The organism is Caballeronia sp. INDeC2 (assembly GCF_023631325.1).
Taxonomy (GTDB): domain Bacteria; phylum Pseudomonadota; class Gammaproteobacteria; order Burkholderiales; family Burkholderiaceae; genus Caballeronia.
Genome location: NZ_JALQDG010000042.1, coordinates 205,244 through 221,603 on the forward strand (window position 1 = coordinate 205,244; position 16,360 = coordinate 221,603).

16 protein-coding genes are annotated in these 16,360 nt (G+C 65.2%); 8 read left to right on the forward strand and 8 right to left on the reverse strand.

The features are described 5' to 3' along the window. Nucleotides 1-83: 83 nt before the first annotated feature. Nucleotides 84-908 (forward strand): FadR/GntR family transcriptional regulator, encoded by an 825-nt coding sequence (locus NCS28_RS28150; RefSeq protein ID WP_250517057.1) that lies wholly within the window; start codon nt 84-86, stop codon nt 906-908. A gap of 2 nt (nt 909-910) precedes the next feature. Here NCS28_RS28150 and NCS28_RS28155 read toward each other — a convergent pair whose 3' ends face one another. From NCS28_RS28155 to NCS28_RS28175, 5 genes are all read right to left on the reverse strand, one after another. Beyond that, the gene (locus NCS28_RS28155; protein ID WP_250517058.1) at nt 911-1,819 is read right to left on the reverse strand and encodes an amidohydrolase family protein; all 909 of its coding nucleotides are present in this window, start codon (nt 1,817-1,819) and stop codon (nt 911-913) included. Then, nucleotides 1,816-3,702 carry a TRAP transporter large permease gene (locus NCS28_RS28160; RefSeq protein WP_250517059.1) on the reverse strand — a complete coding sequence of 629 codons (1,887 nt, stop codon included), beginning with the start codon at nt 3,700-3,702 and terminating at the stop codon, nt 1,816-1,818. The genes NCS28_RS28155 and NCS28_RS28160 overlap by 4 nt, the downstream gene beginning before the upstream one ends. Continuing rightward, nucleotides 3,702-4,721, reverse strand: coding sequence for a TRAP transporter substrate-binding protein (locus NCS28_RS28165; RefSeq protein WP_250517060.1), 1,020 nt, complete (start codon nt 4,719-4,721; stop codon nt 3,702-3,704). Before NCS28_RS28165 ends, NCS28_RS28160 begins: the two co-directional genes overlap by 1 nt. Before the next feature lie 247 nt (nt 4,722-4,968). Then, nucleotides 4,969-5,763, reverse strand: a complete 795-nt coding sequence (locus NCS28_RS28170; protein WP_250517061.1) for an enoyl-CoA hydratase/isomerase family protein — start codon at nt 5,761-5,763, stop codon at nt 4,969-4,971. Beyond that, nucleotides 5,760-6,845 carry a tartrate dehydrogenase gene (locus NCS28_RS28175; RefSeq protein ID WP_250517062.1) on the reverse strand — a complete coding sequence of 362 codons (1,086 nt, stop codon included), beginning with the start codon at nt 6,843-6,845 and terminating at the stop codon, nt 5,760-5,762. Before NCS28_RS28175 ends, NCS28_RS28170 begins: the two co-directional genes overlap by 4 nt. A gap of 173 nt (nt 6,846-7,018) precedes the next feature. Here NCS28_RS28175 and NCS28_RS28180 point away from each other — a divergent pair, with 173 nt between their 5' ends. From NCS28_RS28180 to NCS28_RS28195, 4 genes are all read left to right on the forward strand, one after another. Then, entirely contained in the window at nt 7,019-7,948 is a 930-nt protein-coding gene (locus NCS28_RS28180; protein WP_250517063.1) for a LysR family transcriptional regulator, read from the forward strand. A gap of 96 nt (nt 7,949-8,044) precedes the next feature. Beyond that, on the forward strand, nt 8,045-9,025 hold the full coding sequence (locus NCS28_RS28185; protein ID WP_250517064.1) for a 4-hydroxythreonine-4-phosphate dehydrogenase PdxA: 981 nt from the start codon (nt 8,045-8,047) through the stop codon (nt 9,023-9,025). 88 nt (nt 9,026-9,113) lie between these two features. Next, a complete protein-coding gene (locus NCS28_RS28190) occupies nt 9,114-10,436 on the forward strand; it encodes an MFS transporter (RefSeq protein ID WP_250517065.1) in 1,323 nt (440 codons plus the stop codon). A 174-nt stretch (nt 10,437-10,610) separates the two neighbouring features. Next, on the forward strand, nt 10,611-10,868 hold the full coding sequence (locus NCS28_RS28195) for a DUF3072 domain-containing protein (RefSeq protein ID WP_250517066.1): 258 nt from the start codon (nt 10,611-10,613) through the stop codon (nt 10,866-10,868). Here the strand turns inward: NCS28_RS28195 and NCS28_RS28200 are convergent. The 3 genes from NCS28_RS28200 to NCS28_RS28215 form a co-directional block, all read right to left on the reverse strand. Next, on the reverse strand, nt 10,833-11,138 hold the full coding sequence (locus NCS28_RS28200) for an NAD-binding protein (RefSeq protein WP_250517067.1): 306 nt from the start codon (nt 11,136-11,138) through the stop codon (nt 10,833-10,835). The two genes, NCS28_RS28195 and NCS28_RS28200, sit on opposite strands and share 36 nt — an antisense overlap. 214 nt (nt 11,139-11,352) lie before the next feature. Continuing rightward, complete coding sequence (locus tag NCS28_RS28210; RefSeq protein WP_250517068.1) at nt 11,353-12,093, reverse strand: hypothetical protein; 741 nt, start codon at nt 12,091-12,093, stop codon at nt 11,353-11,355. A 19-nt stretch (nt 12,094-12,112) separates the two neighbouring features. Further along, nucleotides 12,113-13,414, reverse strand: coding sequence for a hypothetical protein (locus NCS28_RS28215; protein WP_250517069.1), 1,302 nt, complete (start codon nt 13,412-13,414; stop codon nt 12,113-12,115). A gap of 170 nt (nt 13,415-13,584) precedes the next feature. On the opposite strand from NCS28_RS28215, the gene NCS28_RS28220 reads away from it, so the two are divergent. The 3 genes from NCS28_RS28220 (at nt 13,585) to NCS28_RS28230 (ending at nt 16,273) form a co-directional block, all read left to right on the forward strand. Then, nucleotides 13,585-14,655 carry a catalase family peroxidase gene (locus NCS28_RS28220; RefSeq protein WP_250517070.1) on the forward strand — a complete coding sequence of 357 codons (1,071 nt, stop codon included), beginning with the start codon at nt 13,585-13,587 and terminating at the stop codon, nt 14,653-14,655. Between the two features lie 167 nt (nt 14,656-14,822). Continuing rightward, nucleotides 14,823-15,368 carry an RNA polymerase sigma factor gene (locus NCS28_RS28225; protein WP_250517071.1) on the forward strand — a complete coding sequence of 182 codons (546 nt, stop codon included), beginning with the start codon at nt 14,823-14,825 and terminating at the stop codon, nt 15,366-15,368. Continuing rightward, nucleotides 15,365-16,273 carry an anti-sigma factor gene (locus NCS28_RS28230; RefSeq protein WP_250517072.1) on the forward strand — a complete coding sequence of 303 codons (909 nt, stop codon included), beginning with the start codon at nt 15,365-15,367 and terminating at the stop codon, nt 16,271-16,273. Before NCS28_RS28225 ends, NCS28_RS28230 begins: the two co-directional genes overlap by 4 nt. Nucleotides 16,274-16,360 lie beyond the last annotated feature (87 nt).

Genomic DNA, 16,360 nt, shown 5'->3' on the forward strand with positions numbered 1-16,360 from the left:
GTACAAATTTATATGACACATTTGTCAAGCGAATTTAGCTTACGATGCTATGATCGAACGAACCGAACTCACCTCCCCTGACCATGCAACACGCCAAGCTGATGCGCGAAAGCGGCACGAGCAACGACGAGCCCACCCTCGCCGACCGCGTCACGCGGCTGCTGACAGACCAGATCCGCAGCGGCCATTACCCGGTAAATGCGCGTCTGCCCACCGAAAAGTTCATGACCGAGCAATACGGCGTGAGCCGAACCGTGGTGCGCGAGGCCATTTCGCGGCTGAAGTCCGAAGGCCTCGTGGATACGCGTCAGGGCAGCGGCACCATCGTGCTCGATCCGAAGTCGGCGCAGGTGTTTCGCCTCGCGCGTGACGAAGCCAATCCGGCGGCGGGCGTCGTGCGCATGCTCGAATTGCGACGCGGCATCGAGGCCGAAATGGCGGCGCTCGCCGCCGAGCGCCGCACGGCCGCGCAGATGACCGTCATTCGTCGCGCGCTGAAGGCCATCGATCGCGCGGTGGCGGAAGGCGGCGACGGCGTCGAGGCGGACCTCGAATTCCATCTGGCCATTTCGCGTGCGGCGGGCAATCCCTATTTCACCGAACTGTTGTCGATGCTGACCCACGCGCTGCAGGACGCGATCCGTATCACGCGCACCAACGAAGCGCGCCGCGCCGACCTCGCGGCCGACGTGCGCGCGGAACACGAAGCCATTGCCGCGGCCATCGATGCACGCGATCCCGACGCCGCGCGCCTCGCCGCCTACGCGCACATGCAGCGCACGGCCACACGCATCCAGCAGGTCGATCGCAGCTTCTGGAGCGGCGACCGCGGCGCCACCGCGCAGCGTCTGTCGCGCGCGCGGCTCGACACGGTCATCGAAAAGCGTCCCCGCCACCCCAAGGACTGAACTCAACGCGGCGCGTAAAACGCCACGGCATTGTCGTGAAAGAGACGGCGCCGGTCGGCCTCGCTCATGTCCTGCACGATGTCGAAAAAGCCGTCGTAGATTTCGTCGAACGTGGCGCACAGGCTGTCGACCGGAAAATTGCTCGCGAACATGCAGCGTTGCGGGCCGAACAGCTCGATCGTGGCGCGCACGACCCAGCCGTTCGCTTGCGCCGTCCACGGCACGCCTCGCTGTCCCAGCCCTGAAATCTTGACATGCACGTTCGGGCACTGCGCGAGCGCGGCCATGGCCTCGCGCCAGGCGGCGAGCATCGCGGCGCTGCGGTCGGCGGGCAAGCCGGTGTGATTGAGCACGATGCGCGTGTGCGGAAAATCGTTCGCCAGCGCGGCCGCCTCGTGCAGATGCCACCACGGCGTCTGCAACTCGAAGTGCAAGCCGTAGTGCGCAAGCCGCGCATACCCGGCGCGCCATTTCGCGTCGGCCATGCCGCCCGGTTCGCTCATGCCCGGCGCGGCATTGCCGCGCGGCTTGTGACGGATGCCGCGCACGAAGTCATGACGCATGAGTCCCGCGAGCGTCGCGTCGAGATCCGGGCGATCGAGCCACGCCTGCCCCACCGCGACGCTCGGCAGGCCGTCCTGCTCCCGCAACCGCGCGATGTAATCCATCTCGCCGAGCGGATCGCGCGGATCCCATTCCGCCTCGATGTACACACTGCCCGCGTGCCGGAATCGCTTCGTGTCGCGCCGGTAGTCCGCCGGCTGGTACGGCTGGCGAATCGCGCGATAGTCGCCATAGCGGAAGTTGGCGATCGTCTCGCCGCACAGCCACGGATAGGTGTTCAGTCGCGTGTCCCAGAAGTGCTGATGGGCATCGAAGATCGGAATGAGCTGCAAATCGGTCATCGTCATGAGGGAAGGAAACCGCTCGAAATCCACGGTACGAAGGCTACGACCACGATCACCAGCAGCAGCGCGACCAGGTAGGGAACGACGCCGCGCATCACGCCGTCGGGCGAGGTCTTGCCGATCATGCACGCCGCATAGAAACCGACACCGAACGGCGGCGCGAACAGCCCGACGCCCATGCACAGCACGACGACGATCGCGTAATGCACGTCGCCGATGCCGAGCGCGCGCGCCACGGGAAACAGCAGCGGACCGAACAGCACGACCGCCGGGATGCCTTCGAGCACACTGCCGAGCACGAGGAACACGACGATCGAGATCGCCAGAAAGCCGATGCGCCCGCCGGGCACGCTTTCCATCAACGCCGCGAGCGATGCCGAGAATCCCGACTGCGTGAGCGCCCACGACATCGCCGTCGCCATGCCGATGGTGAAGAGAATCGCACCCGAGAGACTCGCCGTCTCGACGAGGATCGGATAGAGCCGGCGGAAGTCGATATGCCGCCGCACCACATGCAAGGCGAGCCCCGCGACGATCGTGTACGCGACGCCCACGGTCGCCACTTCGGTCGCCGTCGCGACGCCTTCGACCACCGCGGAGCGGATCAACACCGGCAGCGCGAGCGCAGGCAGCGCGGCGACGAAAGCACGCGCGATCTCGCGCGGCGGCGCGCGCCGGAACACGCTCTTCGGCTCGGAACGCGTCTTGAACCACACGACGGCGGCAATCGCCAGACTCGCGACGCACGCGGGCAGCAGGCCGCCGGTGAACAACGCGGTGATGGAGATGCCGCACACCGCGCCGATCGTGATGAGCACGATGCTTGGCGGAATCGTCTCGGTCATCGCGGCCGAGCCGACCAGCAGCGCAACGAGTCCGCGCGAATCGCAGCCGCGCTCCTTCATTTCCGGAAACAACGCCGGCGCTACGGCCGCCATGTCGGCGACCTTCGATCCCGATACCCCCGAAACGAGGAACATCACGACCAGCAAGACGAACTGCAGGCCGCCGCGCAGATGCCCGATCAGCGACGCCATGAATTCGATCAGCGCGCGCGCCAGCCCCGAAAGATCGAGCAGCGCGCCCAGCAGCACGAAGAGCGGCACCGCGAGCAGGATCATCTGCGACATGCCTTCGTCCATGCGATTCACGACGATGCTCACGTCGATGCCGGCCGCCAGATTCAGATACGTGACGGTCGCCACGCCGAACGCGAACGCGATAGGAATGCCCGCGGCGATCGCGGCGCCGAGCAGAAGCACGAAGAACACCAGCAGGTTGTAGTTCCCCATCGCCGCGAGCGGGTCGCGCGCCAACCAGAGCGCCGCACCGATCGCGCCGAGCACGGCGAACGCCAGCGCCAATTGACGCATCGAACTTTCGCGCACCAGCACAGCGAGCGAGGCGATCAGCATCAGGATCGCGCCGGCAGGCAACGCCGCCGTGCGCAGTCCCACCGGAATCTCCAGCGCCGAAGTCGTGATCGCCATGTCGGCTTGCGCGTGACCGATCGCCGGCACGATGATCAGCCCGACGAACACGCACACGAGCATCGCGGCGACCGTGCGGCACCAGGTTTGCCAGCGCGCGGGCAGGCGGCTCACGAGTGCGGTCATCGCCATATGTTCGCCGCGTTCGAGCGCGAGCGCCGCGCCGAGCATCGCGAGCCAGACAAAGAGGATCGACGCGAGTTCGTCCGACCACACGAGCGGCGCGTTGAGCGCGTAGCGCGCGACCACGCCGGCGAACAGAATGACCGTCTCGGCCACCACCAGCAGCGCGGCCAGCGCGCCGGCCAGACGCATCGCGGCGCGGCTCACGCTGGCGAGCGCGCGCCGCAGCGGATGCCGGGCCGCCTCGCCCTCCTTATAGACGGCGCTCTGCATCAGCCGATCCTTCCGGCATATTGTTCGAGCTTGGCCCACAGCGTGTCGCCGAAGCGCTTCTTCCAGTCGGCGTAGAAGCCTGCGCTTTTCAGGCGGTCGCGGAAGGCGGCATGATCGACTTCGTTGAACTGCAGGCCGCGCGCCTTGAGCTGCGTGATCAGCGAATCGTTCAGTGCCTTGACGTCGGCGCGTTCCTTCAACGCGGCCGCATTCACGTTGCGCCGCACGATCTCCTGCATATCGGGCGGGAGCTTCCGGAAGTTGGCCGTGTTGCCGAGGAACCAGAAACCGTCCCACATGTGATTCGTGAGGGCGCAGTACTTCTGCACCTCGTAGAAGCGCGTCGTGTCGATCAGCACGAGCGGGTTTTCCTGTCCGTCGACGACGTGCGTTTGCAGCGCCGAATACACCTCTTCGAGACTCAGGGTCGTCGGTGAAGCGCCAAAGGCGCGAAACACGGAGGTCCACAGCGGGCTCGACGGCACGCGTATCTTCAGGTCCTTGAGCTGGTCCGGCTGAGTGATCTGACGGGTGCTGGTCGTGATCTGGCGATAGCCGCCGTCGAAGATATTCTCGAATGCGAACAGCGGCGTCGCGCCGATCTTCTGCCGCACATATGCGCCGAGATCGCCGTCCATCGCCTTCCAGATGGCGTCGTAGTTCGGAAACGCGAAGCCCACGCCGCTGATCTGCGCGTCCGGCACCATCACGCCGAGCGAGAGCGGCGAGTAGGTCAGGAAGTCGATCGAACCCGCGCGCAACTGCGAGAACATGCTGACATCCGAGCCCAGTTGCGCGTTGGGAAACACCTGCAGTTCGATGCGCCCGTTCGATTCCTCGCGAATCTTCTGCGCCGTCTCCTTGATGCGCACGGTCATCGGATGCGTGACCGGCTGGAAGTTGGCGTACTTGAGCCGGAACTCGGCCGCGCTCGCCCGTCCCGACCATCCCGTCATGGCCCCGGCGGCCGTCGCCGCTGAAACCGTCTTGAGGAAGCTGCGCCGCGTCACTGGTTGCATGTCGTCTCCGTCTTTTGTCGTGCGATTCAGGTTGCCGGCCAGGAACACGATTCGGCCGGCGTTTTGCCATCCGCAATGTTGTATGACGAAGTTATCATATAAGTTGGTACGGCAAATCTCCGGTATTTCCCGTAGCCGCCATGCGATGAGCCGCAAATCGCAGACGTGCAAAAGCGCGCGGACCGGGCGGCCAGCGCGCTGATGTCTTGCTCGGATCGAATGGCGGCGCGGGGAGCGCCGCCCGCTGTCACTCGCCCGTCCAGGCCGGCGGACGCTTCTGCGTGAATGCCGCGACGCCTTCGTGGAAGTCGCGGCTGCCGTAGCATTGACGGACCAGATCGTCGCCCTGCAAAGGCAGTGCGGCGAGAATGCGCGAGATGGACTGCTTCGTCACGCGCATCGTGACCGGCGCGTTTCGCGCGAGACGATCGACGTGCGCGGCCGCGCGCGCATCGAGCTGATCGGGCTCACAGCGCTCGAACACAAAGCCTGCGGCGATCGCGTCGTCGACGTTCAACATATCGCCCAGTACCAGCATGCGCTTGGTGCGCCCGATGCCGAACTCCGCGACGAGGCGCGCCGTGTTGCCGATGGCGAGGCAATTGCCGAGCGTGCGCGCGATCGGCACGCCGAACTTCGCGCCGGGTGTTGCGATGCGCAGATCGCAGCACGCGGCGATCGCCAGTCCGCCGCCGACGCACCAGCCATCGACGATGGCGAGCGTGGGCATCGGCAATGCGTCGACTTTGCCGAGAATGCGCTCGATGCGATGCTCGTAGGTCACGCCGTCCTCGCCGTCCTTGAACGCGCCGAACTGGCGAATGTCGGTGCCCGCGACGAAGGCCTTGCCGCCCGCGCCGCGAAACGTGACCACGCGCACGTCCCGCTCGCCGGCGAGGCGCTCGCAGATCGCTTCGAGCTGCTCGTACATGTGCCAGGTCATCGCGTTGTGCGCTTCCACGCGATCGAAGGTCACATGGGCCGCCGCGCCTTCGATCTCGAGATGGACCGCGCCGTCGCCGCTTTCGTCTTTTTGGATCATGCCGTTTCCTCTGTCGTGCAGCCGATGCGCGCGACGACCGCGTCGCCCACTTCCTTCGTGCCGGCCGTGCCGCCGAGATCCCCGGTGTGCGGACCGTGCTTCAGGACATCCTGGATGGCGTCGAGTATCGCGTCGTGCGCCGCTCGTTCGCCGAGAAACTCGAGCATCATCGCGGCGGACCAGATCATCGCGATCGGATTGGCGATGCCCTTGCCGGCGATATCCGGCGCCGACCCGTGAACCGGCTCGAACAGCGACGGAAACGTGCGCTCCGGATTCATGTTCGCGGAAGGCGCGATGCCGATCGTTCCCGTGCAGGCGGGACCGAGATCGGAGAGGATGTCGCCGAACAGATTCGTCGCCACGACCACGTCGAAACGATCCGGATGGAGCACGAAGCGCGCACACAGAATGTCGATGTGCTGCTTGTCCCACGTGACGTCGGGATACTGCGTGGCGATTTCGGCGGCGCGTGCGTCCCACCAGGGCATGCTGATCGAGATGCCGTTGCTTTTCGTCGCGACGGTCAGCGTCTTGTCGCGGCGCTGCGCCAGCTCGAACGCGAACTTCAGCACGCGCTCCGCGCCCTTGCGCGTGAAGATCGACGTCTGCGAGACGAACTCGCGCTCGGTGCCCTCGAACATCACGCCACCCACCGACGAATATTCGCCTTCGGTATTTTCCCGGACGATCATGAAATCGATGTCGCCTGCCTTTCGTTTCGCCAACGGAGAAGGCACGCCGTCGAACAGGCGCGCGGGCCGCAGATTGATGTACTGGTCGAACTCGCGGCGGAACTTGAGCAGCGAGCCCCATAGCGAGATGTGATCCGGCACTTTCGCGGGCCAGCCCACCGCGCCGAACAGGATCGCGTCGCAGGCCTGCAGGCGCGGTTTCCAGTCGTCCGGCATCATTTGGCCGTGCGCGAGGTAGTAATCGCAGCTAGCCCATTCGATATGCTCGTATTCGAGCGCGATGCCGAAGCGGCGGCTCGCGGTGTCGAGCGCACGCAGCGCTTCGGGCATCACTTCGACACCGATACCGTCACCCGGAATCACGGCGATTCGATAGGTCTTGGTCATGCGGCTCGTCTCCTTGTTTGTGTATTCGATGCTGGCCATTCTAGACGCCGTTTGCGCACGGTTCGACTGCATGAGCGTGAAGCGATTCTGCACGAAGTGTGAATAATCGGCCAACGGCGATTCGAACGGCTCGCGCTAGAATCGGCATTACCCTTTCCCTCGACCAAGCCACCTTGACGCGTCGTCCCCACCGCATCCAGTTCGATCTGAAGACGCTGCGTCTCTTCGAGGCGACCGCGGAACTGGGCGCAATCACCAAGGCGGCCGAGCGGCTCGCGCTGGCGCCCGCGGCTGCGTCGCGCCGCATCAGCGAGATGGAGACGCAGTTCGGCGTCGCGCTGTTCGAGCGCCGTCCGCACGGCATGACGCTCACCGACGCCGGCCGCGCGCTGCTCGCCCACGCCCGCAGCATGATCCATACGGCGGAGCGCATGCACGAAGATGCGGCCGCGTTCCGCCAGGGCGCGCGCGGTGTCGTGAAGATCGCGGCGTGCACGTCGGCGGTGCTGCAGTTTCTCGCCGAGGACGTGCAGCGCTGCCATGCGACGCACCCGGGCATCGACATCGATCTCCAGGAGGCGAACAGTCACGGCGTCATGCAGGCGCTCACGCGCGGCACCGTCGACATCGGCATCTACGAGGCGTCGCTCGGGCGGCTCGATCTGCCGACGCAGCGTTATCGCGAGGATCGGCTCGTCGTGCTGACGACCGTCGGTCATGCGCTTGCGACGCATGCCGAAGTGCGCGCGGCGGATCTGCTCGACTGCGACGTGATCGGCCTCACCGAGGGCTCGGCCATCTCGATCGCGCTCAGCCGGCTCGCCAGTCAGATGGACCGCACGCTGCACATGCGCATCCGCGTCGGCAGCTTCGACAGCATGACGGCGATGGTTGCGGCCGGCGTCGGCATCGGCGTCATGCCGGCGGGCGTGGCACGCGTGCTCGCCACGGGCGAGCGCTTCCGTATCCTGCCGATCGAAGGAGACTGGCCAGTGCGGCAGATGTTGCTGTGTCACCTGCCGACCGACGAGCTGTCGTCGTCGACGCTCGCCGTGCTGGAGCTGCTGGCGCAGCCGGTTTCGCAAAACACGAAACCTGCATAAGCCAATGAGCGATGGCGTTCGGATGGGTTTGTCCTTAACTTAAGGGCATTCCGCCCGCACGAGGCGGAGCGTTTCCACCGTCATCGCCGGAGTTCCATGACCTCGACATCCGTACGCATTGCGCTCAGCATCGGCGACCCCGCCGGCATCGGCGCGGAAATCATCGCCCGACTGCTGGCCGATCCCGCCACGCGCCAACGCGCGCATGTCACGCTCATCGGTAACCGCGATGCGCTCGCGCGCGGCGCCGCCTCGGCCGGCGTGCCGGTCCCGCAGGCCGATGAATGGCTTGCCATCCCGGCATGGGCGGGCAGCGACGCCGTGTTCGAGCCGGGCGTCATCACCGAGGCAAGCGGCCGCTTCATGCTCGATTCGCTCCGTCTCGCCGTGCGGCATGTCGTCGAAGGGCGCGCGGATGCCGTGTGCTTCGGCCCGCTCAACAAGAGCGCGCTGCGCGCCGGCGGCATGCAGGAAGAAGACGAGATGCGCTGGTTCGCGAAGCTGCTGGACCATCGCGGCGTGTGCGGCGAACTCAACGTGCTCGATCCGCTCTGGACGGCGCGCGTGACCTCTCATGTTCCGCTGCGGGAAGTGGCCGCGCGACTGTCGCCCGAAGCCGTCGCGGAGGCCATCGGCATGCTCGCCGCGGCGCTGCGCGCGTCGGGCGTGGCGGCGCCGCGCATCGGCGTGTGCGGACTCAATCCGCACAACGGCGATCACGGCAACTACGGCAGCGAGGAGACCGACATCATCGAGCCGGGCATGCGCCTCGCCGCCGCGCGCGGGTTCGCATCGTCCGGGCCTTATCCCGCCGACACGATCTTCCTGCGCGCCCGCGCCGGCGAGCTCGACGGCATCGTCACGATGTATCACGACCAGGGGCAGATCGCGACCAAGCTGCTCGGCTTCGAGGTCGGCGTGACCGTGGAAGGCGGTCTGCCGATTCCCGTGACGACGCCCGCCCATGGCACCGCGTACGACATCGTCGGACTGGGCCGCGCAAGCGGCACCGCGATGGCCCGCGCCTTCGACCTCGCCTGCCGGATGGCTCATTCGAAGCAGACCGCGGCCGCCTGACACACGCGTCGGACAGGCGCACTTCCAAGTTGAACAAAGGACCGGCGGCGCGAAAGGCGCCGTCACGGCCATCGCATCTGGAGGAGACATGAATTCACCCTCGCTGCGCGCACCGCGCACGCATGTTCAGAAGTACGTGCTGGCGCTGCTCTGCGCGATGTCGTTCATCCTGTATCTCGATCGCGTGAATCTCGCGGCAGCCGCCGGTCCCATCAAGGCGGAACTCGGCTTGTCGAACACCACGCTCGGCGTCGCGTTCTCGGCGTTCGGCTATACCTACGCGATCTTTCAGATCATCGGCGGTTGGCTCGCCGATCGCATGGGTGCGCGTCGAACGCTCCTGGTTTGCGGCTCGATCTGGGTGATCGCGACCATTGCGACGGGCATGGTCGGCGGGCTCGCGTCGCTATGCGCCGCGCGCCTTTTGCTCGGCGTCGGCGAAGGTGCGGCGCTGCCCGCGCAGGCGCGTGCCATCGCCAACTGGTTCCAGATGAAGGACCGGGGATTCGTGCAGGGCATCACGCACTCGTCGTCGCGGCTTGGCAACGCGGTCGCGCCCACACTCATCGCGCTGCTCGCGACGCTGTACTCGTGGCGGCTGTCGTTCGTGATCGTGGGAGTGATGACGGCAGTGTGGATCGTCGTGTGGATCGGCTATTACCGCGACGATCCGCGCGAACATCGACGCATCAACGATGCCGAACTCGCGTTGCTGCCGGTGAGCGCCGGCGCCGCGCACGCGCAGGGAGGCACGCCCTGGCGGCGACTTCTGAGCCGCATGTCGCCGACCATCTTCGTGTACTTCTGTCAGGTGTGGAGCAACACCTTGTTCTTCAGCTGGGTCCCCCTGTTCTTCCTGCACGGGTACGGGCTCAATCTGAAGGATTCGGCGATTTTCGCCTCGGGTGTGTTTCTGGCCGGTGTCGTCGGCGACGTGACCGGCGGTTTTCTCAGCGATCGCGTGCTCAAGCGCACCGGAAGTCTCAAGCTCGCGCGTCAGGGTGTGATCGCATTCAGTCTGCTCGGCGCGCTCGTCTTCATGATTCCGGTGATGATGAGCCGCGACCTGACAGTCGCGACGACGTGCCTGTCCGGCGCGTTCTTCATGCTGGAACTGACGGTCGGACCGATCTGGGCCGTGCCGATGGATGTCGCGCCGCTGCACGCCGGCACCGCGAGCGGCATGCTCAACACGGGCGCCGCCCTTGCGACCATCATCTCGCCGGTCGTGTTCGGCGTGGTGATCGATGCCACCGGCAACTGGAGTCTGCCGTTCGTCGGCTCGCTTCTGTTCTTGCTGCTGGGCGCGTTGATGACGCTCAGAATTCGTCCGGACCGCTCGATCGATGAGCGGGCTACGCCGCGTGACATCGAAGGTGATGCATCCGCAAGCGCGAGAAGTTCGGCCTGAAGAGGGTCGTTTCGGGTGGTATGCACGCCGCGAGACCTTCCGGCGAGCCCGGCGGCGATACCCATGACGTCCCGCCGGTCCGATTCCCAGGAGAAAGCAGCGTTCGCTCCCACCGGCAATCTCTTCACGGCATGATCATTGCGGCCCCAGGAGAAACCTCCAGGAGAAAACGCCATGACGAACCGACCTGCCGATAACGACGCCCCGGACACCAGCGATGACAACCCCAAATCTCATCCGACATCGAACGCTGAGAAGAATCCGGATGACTGGACCACGGGCGACGAGCCCATGACAGGCGCACAGGCGTCCTACCTCAAGACTCTATGCGAGGAAGCCAAGGAGCCTTTCGACGGATCGCTGACCAAGGCCGATGCATCGCGCAGGATCGACGAACTACAGGCGAAGACCGGGCGCGGCAGGAAAGACTGATACCGCGCGCGGGCCTGCGCGAGGTGGTGATTCGATCGTGTATTTCGCCATCGCCGACGAGTCTTTCGCGCCCATGCCTGCCGCGAGCGTTTGGCTCATTTGCCGATGCACCGCGGCGAGAATGGGCAGCGTGCGGCCCGCGTCCGTGGCCGCTTCGGATGCGAGCCGCAAGTCCTTCAACCCGGGCGTCGCCTTGAAGCCCGGTTCATAGTTCGCATTGGCGATGTTGTCGAATACACCTGACGATGTCCGAAGTCCTGCACGCCGCATCGAAAGTGCGCGACATCATGAACCAGATCGCGGCGGCTTCGAACGGATAGAGCGCGACATCGAGCAGTTGAGTCAGGCGATCGCGCAGATGGATCCGGTGACTCAGCAGAATGCCGCGCTCGTCGAGGAAGCGGCGGCAGCATCGCATACGCTCGACGATCAGGGATGTCTGGGCGAGTCGAGCCGTGCGAGCGTTTGCTTTTCGGTACCTCGATCAGTACGTCCACATCTCGGTCATGAGGTCGCGACGTCTGCCGTCGCGCTTCATGCCGCGGTCTGCCTCGGGGATCACGAGCTTGCCGTCGCACAGTCTGTCGCCGGTATAGAGCGGCACTTCGCGCTCGGGTCGCGCGACGGGCATGCGTCCGGCGAGCCGTATCGAATCTTTCAGTGGCGACCCCTGCACGCGCACGACCTTGCCATTGGCCGACAAGCCGTAACCTGCGCCCGTCTGCGACTGGTAGTAGATCCACCAGCGGTTCTCCTCGAACTTCATGAACATCACGGCGCGCGGCGCGCCCGCCATGCCGTAGAACTCGTACGTCATCGCGCCTGCGAGGCGATCGCTCGCGCGGCGCCTCGTCTCGTATTCGCGGCTGAAGTACTGGCTGCCGCCCGTCACGTGATACACGCGGTACGTGGTCGCGTCGCGCTGATCCACGAGCAGCGAGCAGCCCGAGAAATCGGGCGTGAACACAAAGTTCTTCTCGCCGCCGATGATCGGGATATCGCAATGTCCGCCTTGCGGCAACCAGTGAGCGCGAATGGGCTCATCATCGACCATCTGCTCGCGCGGCACGATGCGCACCACGCTGGGCTCGATGCCCTCCTCGCGCGCGAGGTCGACTTTCGTCGTGCCGTCGGGCGCCTGGAACACGCCGGCGGTGGTGAGGTAGTTGGACTGAATGAACGACTTCGTGTCCTGAAGGAAATATCGGTTGATTCCGTGCGCCATGATGATGGAAATTGAATGATCAGTTTTGCGCGAACGCGTTTATCACATGGCGGCTGATCTTCTGTACGTCCCCGGACGTAAAGCCGCGCAGATTTGCCAGCTCGTTCTTCAGACCGCGCAGCAAGTCCGGCGAATAATCGCGATATTGCTCCGCGTCGTGACTACCGATCTGGGCTTTGGCAAGGCGCCTTGCCGCGCGATTGGCTTCGTCGCGGGACCAGCCTAGCGTGCGAATGCTTCTCTGAAATTGCGCGTTGCGCTGCACGCGGTTCGCCTCTTGCTCGAGGCGTCGTTCCGCCTGGCTCAAAAGAAATCGCCTGTCCCGCCAGGCGACGTAACCGACGAGGCCCGGCGGGCACTGGATCTCTACACGCTCATAGGTGATGCCGTGTTTGACGAAGGCGAGCATGCGTTTGCCGGACGATGAACCCGCGTCCTCGAGATAGAACACCTGCATGCCGAGCAGGGCCATCGGTTCGAGCATGCCGCTGCGCATGCCGATATGGATCACGTTGCTGCTCTCCCGCAGAAACTGAAAGAAGGCCAGTTGCGCGAGGAACGTTTGATCGCCGAATCCTTTAACCCAGTCCGGGTCCTTCCACAAGTCGGCCATGCTGAACACCTGAGGCATCTCCGAGGCGATCGTCTTCATCTTGTCGTTGCGCTCGTCGCCGCAGAGCAGCACCGTCGCACGGGGAGCGCGTTGCGTGAATTCTTCCGCCAGTTGCCGGATGCCTGTGAAGCTCGAATCGAGCTCCGGGTGCGCGCCGCCGCGCTTGCCGCTCTGACGGCTCCAGAGCGCGACGATGTTCGCCGGCGGTGCCGCGAGGTTGAACGTTCTGGACATGAAGGCTCTGACGAGCTTCTGTTGTTCGTCCGGCAGCTTGGTTGCGCCCCATGCGCGCGCAATGGCGCTGCTCGTCTCGTCGCACCAGCAGTTCGCGAGCGCACCCGTTACGTACGAAATCGATTCAGGCAATCTATCGCGAGGAAGTACGTCTTCGAGTTCCTGAAGCACCGTGTTCGTGCGCTCGTCGTGCAAGACGTTCGTCCGCGCGGTGCTCCCGTATTTTTTCGCCTTGACCCCTTGCCAGACGGCTTCGATCCGCGCACGTCCGGAAATGTCGATCTCGATGACCTGTCCCATCACGCCCGTGTCCTCGTAGATTCTTTTGATCTGCGTGCTCCTGTCGGCATACTGACCGGTCGCGCTCTTGTCGATGAGCAGGATGATCCGCACGCCGGGATCGGCGGCAAGAAGCGCCGAAGCCGCGTAGGTGTCGCCCGACATGTAACCGCATTGAAGAATCTTTGTGTGCATGCGTGTCCTCCGTGCCCGATTTGGAATCGCCCTGCATTCAGAACACCGAAGCAACCTCGCTTATTCCATCGGTCGACGCCTCTACGTGTGACGAGCAATGCGCGAAGAGCTGTCCTATACTGCTCAACTTTTCGATTCGACGCATCGTCGCCTCGGACCTCGACGGCCTCATGTCTCCACTCCGGCACGCGCAGCTCCTTCTTCGATATGCCTGCATCGCGATGACGCTCGCGGCTCTGGTCGCGTCGTTCGCGTGGGTTGCGGGATGGATCCGTCTGCCCGGCGCGATGCCCGCGCTGTCCGCCGCGCGGCTCATCGATGCGTTCGAGGGCGCGGGCGGAAAGCATCCCGGCTTCCGCCGCAATCATGCGAAAGGCATCTGCGTGAGCGGCTATTTCGACAGCAACGGCAATGGCCTGGCGCTGTCGCGCGCGAGCGTGTTCGAACGCGGACGGCGCACGCCGTTGATCGGCCGCTTTTCCGCCCCCGGCGGCAATCCTTCCGAGGACGATGCGCTCACCACCGTGCGCAGCTTCGCGCTGCGCTTCGAAATGAGCGACGGCGAAGAATGGCGCACCGGCATGAACTCCGCGCCGGTGTTCGCGGTGCGCACGCCGCAGGCGGTGTACGAGCAAATGGAAGCGATGCGGCCCGACGCGCGCACCGGCCGTCCCGATCCCGCGAAGCTCGATGCCTTCTTCGCGCGTCATCCCGAAACGAATGCGCTGCGCGACTGGCTCGCGAGTCATCCGCCTTCATCGGCGTTTCATGACGCGACCTACTACAGCATCAACGCGTTCCGCTTCACGAATGCCCATGGCGATACGCGCTTCGTGCGCTGGAGCGTGGCGCCGTGGACGCCCTACGCACCCTCGGCCGCGCGCGCGAATTCCGCTCACGACCCCGATTTCCTCGCCCACGGTCTGAGATCACGGCTGCAAAAAGGTCCTGTGAGCTGGAGGTTGATGCTCACGCCCGCCGTCCCCGGCGATCCGGCCGACGACGCGACGCGCGCCTGGCCGCCCGAGCGCGAACTGCATCGCGTGGACGCGGGCGCGCTGGTCATCACGCATGCCGAGGCGCAGATCGACGGCGCGTGCCGCGATATCAACTTCGATCCCGTCGTGCTCCCCCCGGGCATCGCCCCATCCGACGACCCGCTGCTCGCCGCCCGCTCCGCCGCTTATGCCGAATCGTCCTCGCGACGCGCCAGCGAGCAGGCGCACGCAAAGGCGCGTTGAAAAAAGCCCAAAACCCGCGGAATAAAGGGTTTCGGCAAAGTGTTTCATCCCAAGTTAAACTTTGTGGTCCGTACCTCGCGCCGATGCCGACAAAGAGACGATCGACCACGATCGCGACAGCATGCGCGGCATGGGTCCGCACGGGGATCATGGAGAGATACGTTTAAATGAGCGGTGCAGACCTGCCCGGCATGCTTCCCGAAATGCTGCCGCGCCTATGGGCATTCGCGCTTCGGCTATCGGGCGACCGGCACGACGCGGAAGACCTCGTGCAGCGCGCCTGCCTGCGCGGACTCGAGCGTGCGCATCAGCTTCAGCCCGATACGGCGCCGCTTAGCTGGATGTATTCCATCGTCCATTCCACCTGGATCAACGAGTTGCGCGCCCGCAGCGTGCGCAAGCGCGCGAGCTTCGAATGGGACGACGACTTCCTCGAAAATCTTCCCGACCCCGTCGATAAAAGCCCGGAAACGCAGCTCATGCACGGCCAGATCGTCGAGGCGATCGAGCGTCTGCCGGAGGCGCAGCGCGTCGTCATGTTGCTCGTCGCGGTCGAGGGACTGACCTATCAGCAAGCCGCCGACGTGCTGGACATTCCCATCGGCACGGTCATGAGCCGGCTCTCGCGCGCGCGCCAGTCGGTCGGCGCCATGTTCGGGCAGGAGACGCAAAAGCCCCGCCCCGCTCAGACTCACAAGGATTCATTCGCATGATGGCCGACGACGCTCAACTCCTCGCCTATGTCGACGGCGGCCTCTCTTCCGAGGAGCGTGAGGCGGTCGAAGCGCAGCTGCGCGAATCCGCCGAGGCGCGCAAGAAGCTCGCGCTATTGCGGGCATCGAAAGTCGATTACGCGGACGCGTTCGCGCAGCAGTCCTTGCCGCCCGTGCCGGCGTCGCTGCGGCTCGATATCGACGAGATGGTGCGCGCGCATCGTGCCGGCGGCGCCAACGAACCGTCGATGCCGGCAAGCGAGAAGGCATCGGCGAACGTCACGGCGCCGGTGCGCTCGCGCCTGCGCGGCGTGCCCGTGTGGCTCGCGGCGGCTTGCGTGGCGGGCGCGTTCATGGTCGGCCAGTTCGTGCATGTCGGGTCGCTGTTCGCCCCGGGGCACCCGAACGCGGGCGGCGCGCAAATGGCCAGCGCCGATGTCTCGCCGTGGGTCGCCGCGGCCGTCGGCTACCAGAAACTCTATACACGCGAGACGGTCGGCTATCGCCAGGACGATCCCGCCCTCGCGGCGAAGGTCGTCGACGACATTCGTCGCGACGACCGGCTGGCGCTGCGCGTGCCCGACCTGAGCAGCGCGGGACTCACCTTCAAGTCCGTGCAGCGGCTACGCTTCAACAACAAGCCGCTGGTGCAGATCGTCTATCTGCCGCAGAAAGGGCCACCGATCGCACTATGCGTGATGAAGGACACGCGCCCGGACCAGAGCGTCGCTTCCCGCACGGTCGATGCAATGGACGTCGCCACCTGGCGGCAGGGCGAACTGAGCTACGCGCTGATCGGCCAGTCGGGCGACGTGGATCTGGGCGCGCTCGGCAAGCGCATTGCCGATGCCGACATGGCGCCGCTTTTCAGCAAGGCCGCGCCAGCGGAAGAGCAAACCGGATAACGCGCGGTACAGCGTTTAGCGAAGGGAATAAACACGACGCACGAGTGTTATGTGAATGGCTCCCTGGTGTTCCGGGAGTGCGCGCCG